This window comes from Moorena sp. SIO2C4 (genome assembly GCF_010672485.1).
GTDB classification, from domain to species: Bacteria; Cyanobacteriota; Cyanobacteriia; order Cyanobacteriales; family Coleofasciculaceae; genus Moorena; species Moorena producens.
Genome location: NZ_JAAHGN010000586.1, coordinates 1 through 4,677, shown reverse-complemented (window position 1 = coordinate 4,677; position 4,677 = coordinate 1). Strand labels below are relative to the sequence as shown.

Sequence of the window (4,677 nt, the reverse complement as noted above, 5' to 3'; positions counted from 1 at the left end):
CTTAGGGTTTATCCGTAACCCTGACATTAAGCTAGTGCTATTGGATGAGATTAACATAGCCTTGAAACTCAACTATCTAACCATTGAGCAGGTTTTGGCTGGACTAGACGAAAAACCGGCTGATTCCCATGTCATCTTAACCGGTAGGGGAGCACCAGCCGCCCTAATTGAACGAGCTGACTTAGTCACAGAGATGACCTTAGTGAAGCATCCTTTAAAAGAACAGGGGATTAAGGCGCAACCTGGTATCGAGTTTTAATAGTGAGTTTTACTATTAAGTTTTTATTAAGTTTTAATTCTGTTAACCAGGGGAGTAGGGGAGAAATTTTTGAACTATTTCTCAACACTCCACAATCCCCAAGTTTTCTGCTTAATGCTTTGCGATAGTTGTCACACCAATAGCGTGGGTGGTCACAAAAAATTATGGCGTTTTCTGCAAATCAGGTCGCTCTTCTGGTATAATAGCTTTCTCCACTGGACAGACTTCCACGCAAATGCCACAGTCAATGCAGCTAGAAAAGTCAATCCAGTACCAGTCACTCCCGAGGGCATTTTTCCCTGGTCCTGGATGAATGCACGCCACTGGGCAACATTCAACGCAATCAGCAATTCCTTGGCAAGTATCGGTAACAATCGTGTGTGGCACAGTGTTTTCTTTAAGCGCTAGTTGGTCGGATGTGGATCTTTCTTAATTCTATAGTTAGCTAAGTTCCCCCTAGCCAACTCCAACCAATTACTTCCAATTATTGAATTACCAGTGGCAGTTCATGCTGCGTGTCTAGACATCACGACCCCTATCAGTTCGGTTATCTCACTTTGGAGTATCTATCTATTTCCTGATTATTGGGTGATTATTTTAATGGAGGATGTACCTGAGGCTTAATCTCCTAAGCCCCACCAAGGTCCTGTCGTCCCACCAATGTAATCTAGTGACTCTGTCCCTATGATATTGCTATTTTTTCGTCAAAGCAAACAATTGTTGAACCTTTTCACCTTGACCGGGGTCTAAATATGTAATACAATGGAGCTATGTTGAAATCATAATGACTTCGAATTAATCTGATTTAACCATTACTAAAGGGGATTAACCTAAAGACCTCAAACCACCTGCGGGAGGCTGGTTGCTGCCAGGTTAGTAGGAAACTACTACAGGAGTAAGGCTCGATCAGCCAAACCTCCGGACGCTGTGTAAGACCAATCTGTAAATACCTTATATATTATATATAAGTATATATCAAGTATAGATACTTATATAGCTACAGGGGGGCAGCGGCAGATGAAACTGGAATCCATCAACCCCACATCTTCGATTGGGTGGCGGGTACAACACCCACGCTTCAAGAGTAATGAGCTTTAGAGCCTGGTCAACTTGTAGGAGTACCTAAGCTGGGGAAAGCCCCAGACAAAACCTAGAAAAACTTGACTTAGTATAGAGCGTCAATGTTACCCTTAAATCTCTTTCTAACGAAGGAGGTAGGTGGTTAATACCTCTTGTAATAAATGTAAGGCAATCCATGGCGCAATAATCTCAAGGGAAAGAGATTGTAGTTACTTGATGGAGTAAACATCCGCAACAGAATCTACTATACTGCTTGTTTTTGGAGTCACCACTCACCCATGCCCACTTCTAAAACCAAAACCAAAACTACCAAGCCGACCAAGCCGACCAAGCCTACCTTCTCAGCAGATATGGTTCGTACCTATCTTCATGAGATCGGTCGCGTACCTCTGCTGACCCATGAGCAAGAAATTGTTTATGGTAAGCAAGTGCAGCAAATGATGGCACTCTTAGGGGAAAAAGCCACCTTGGCACAGGAGCTAGAGCGCGAACCGACAACTGAAGAGTGGGCTTCGTACGTTAATAAGAGCGAAGCAGAACTGAAAAAAGCCATAGACCAAGGTACTCGTGCCAAGCGCAAGATGATTGAAGCGAATCTGCGCCTAGTAGTAGCGATCGCTAAGAAATATCAAAAGCGCAACATGGAATTCTTGGACTTGATCCAGGAAGGTACCTTGGGCTTAGAGCGAGGGGTTGAGAAATTTGACCCAACCAGGGGCTACAAGTTTTCCACCTACGCCTATTGGTGGATTCGGCAAGCGATTACCCGTGCGATCGCTCAGCAAGCTCGTGCAATTCGGCTGCCTATCCACATTACCGAAAAGCTCAACAAAATTAAGAAAGTACAACGGGAACTATCCCAGACCCTAGGTCGCAATGCTACTCCCACCGAGATTGCTAAAGAGTTGGATTTAGAACCAGCTCAGATTAGGGAATATTTGAGCATTGCTCGTCAGCCCATCTCTCTTGACGTTCGGGTCGGAGATAACCAAGACACAGAGCTGTCTGAGCTGCTAGAAGATGATGGTCTAACACCGGTTAACTACACCACTCAGGAGTCCTTGCGGCAAGACCTAAATCTGCTGTTAGCAGAACTTACCCCCCAACAGCGGGAAGTGCTAGCGCTACGCTTTGGGTTAGAGGATGGCAAAGAGCTGTCTCTGGCTAAAGTTGGTAAGCGACTTAACCTCAGTCGTGAACGGGTACGCCAGTTAGAACATCAAGCCTTAGCACAGCTACGGCGTCGCCATGCTAATTTCCGGGAGTACATCGCTAGCTAGCTAATGGTTGACTGTCTTCCAAGCATGAGTGGTAGCCAGAAACGGTTACCACTTATTTTTTTGTAAAGAAATGTAAAAAACACCGAAATCTCTGTTCTGACCTTTGGAGTATTTCTATAGTCAGAGCAAAATTGACATCACTGTATAAGTTCACCGATAAGTTCACAAAATTTTCACATCAAAACGGGAGAGTGAGGAGGTAAAAAAACCTGGGAGAGCCATTTAAGAAGCAATTTCTAAGTTAACCTGGACGAAAAATTATTCCAAGGGTTGAATAAAAGATGAGTCTGGACTCACCTATTTCAGCAAAAGGTCACCCAGCTATTGCTTGAGCAAGGGTCAACCAATAGCTGGGTGAAAGCTGATAGTCAAGCTTCAGCAAAATTTCAGGCTATGACCAGCGCCAACTGTGACAGTTGATAAACCGATCAACAAAGGAACAAACCAAAGCATAGTTTAGGCTTAAATAGGTTTATAACCTTAAGAGTCAACATAACTCTGGTTTAGGAAAAATTAACTTTTTCTGATTGATTATGGCTTCATCAATTGATGGTCTAAACTCTCAGAATTTTTGCTTAGGGTGTCTTACAGTTTTTTTTTCAAAGGGGGTAAGTATGATGCTTAACCAATTAACTGGATCGTTCTTGTCAGCACGTCAACTGCTAAATCTTAGAAAACTACCCCTGACAAGGCTATTGCTAACGATAGGATTGGTAACTACCTCATCAACTATAGCAACAGCAGCACCTCAACGGCCAGATCAAGCCATTGATACTACAGGTAGAGCGTACACTCAAGCAACGAATCCAAATGCATCAATGCCTGATGATGGCATCTACCTCTATGGTGAATCCTCACAACCAGGACAGATTGGTCAAGAATATCTAGTATTTGAAGCGAATCAGGGCAAGGTGCTTGGTGCGGTATATATGCCTCAGTCAGAGTATAGCTGTTTTTACGGCACCCTAGATTCAAAACAAATGAATTTGACGGTTATTGATCCCTACAACCAAACCGCTTTGTCCCATACCATTTCCCGTGAACAGCGCTCACCCATTGCTATAGTTGGTGAACGGCTAAGCCTTGACCATCGCTATAGCGCTATTACTTATCCTTACCACGTTGGACTAGAAGGATATCAAGCAATTAGTTCTATTAGTGATAGTGACCAGGAAATTTTGAGGGTTTGCCGGGATAACTACCAAGCAAGAGTCACCGAGTGATTAATGCTCCCTAGGACTAATACTAGTTGCTAGGTAATTCAAGGAAAGAATTGACCATTAACAACGTTGGATTAGGTATAAGGCTTCCTGTAGGGAGCATTAAATCAAAAATCCAATCTCTAAAATTTAAATGCTATGCTCATTAAACCCTAAAATTGGAACAGTTACTCATAATCCAGCAACCAAACGATTTAGCTCCGATTGCATTTGATTAGAAACTTGCTGGTAACAAGCATTAACATAATCTTGATCGCGAGCAGCAACACGACCATAACGCTCAAAAACAATCGGAGGGCAAACACGAGTTGTAATAGGTATGGGCAAGGGTATATTGGGTAGAGGACCAATCCCCAATCCCCAAGGCAAACCGAGATAAATTGGGAAAACTTGTGGGTCAAGACCAAATAACCAGGGCATCCCCAACTCGTTTAGTTGTCGTGCCTGTTCATAGCAGTCACCTAAGACAATCAGGGTATCATGGGCACCGTTGGATATAATCGGAACAATGGGAACCTTTTCTCGTAGTGCCAGTTTAATAAAGCCCTTACGTCCAGCCAATTGAATTTGATGACGCTGGCTATGGGGACGGAACACATCTTGGGCACCCCCTGGATAGACTAAGACACTAGCTCCCTTACGAAAAGCAGCGATCGCCATTTGGGGATGAGCCATGATTGCCCCCATCTTTGCCGCTAGCTGCGCCAGGGCTGGATAAATGTGCCAGGCATTGGAATGCATCAGACCATAAACTGGACGCTGGGTGCCAAAGCGGCGAAACCAGTCATACATCATCATCACCATATCAGGGGAAGCTAATCCACAATGGTGGATTAGA

5 protein-coding genes are annotated in these 4,677 nt (G+C 43.9%); 3 read left to right on the top strand and 2 right to left on the bottom strand.

Annotation, left to right across the window (positions count from 1 at the left end):
- The coding region (locus F6K20_RS25055; protein ID WP_287296441.1) for a cob(I)yrinic acid a,c-diamide adenosyltransferase at positions 1-259 on the top strand (259 nt) is incomplete at its 5' end.
- A gap of 162 nt (positions 260-421) precedes the next feature.
- Here the strand turns inward: F6K20_RS25055 and F6K20_RS25050 are convergent.
- Positions 422-646 (bottom strand): ferredoxin family protein, encoded by a 225-nt coding sequence (locus tag F6K20_RS25050; RefSeq protein ID WP_071986901.1) that lies wholly within the window; start codon positions 644-646, stop codon positions 422-424.
- 971 nt (positions 647-1,617) lie between these two features.
- On the opposite strand from F6K20_RS25050, the gene F6K20_RS25045 reads away from it, so the two are divergent.
- Both F6K20_RS25045 and F6K20_RS25040 read left to right on the top strand, forming a co-directional pair.
- Positions 1,618-2,619: an RNA polymerase sigma factor, RpoD/SigA family gene (locus F6K20_RS25045; protein WP_008186003.1), complete on the top strand. Its 1,002-nt coding sequence runs from the start codon at positions 1,618-1,620 to the stop codon at positions 2,617-2,619.
- A gap of 710 nt (positions 2,620-3,329) precedes the next feature.
- On the top strand, positions 3,330-3,842 hold the full coding sequence (locus tag F6K20_RS25040; protein WP_287251765.1) for a hypothetical protein: 513 nt from the start codon (positions 3,330-3,332) through the stop codon (positions 3,840-3,842).
- A gap of 168 nt (positions 3,843-4,010) precedes the next feature.
- Here the strand turns inward: F6K20_RS25040 and F6K20_RS25035 are convergent.
- On the bottom strand, positions 4,011-4,677 hold a 667-nt coding region (locus tag F6K20_RS25035), incomplete at its 5' end, for a 1-acyl-sn-glycerol-3-phosphate acyltransferase (RefSeq protein ID WP_287296439.1).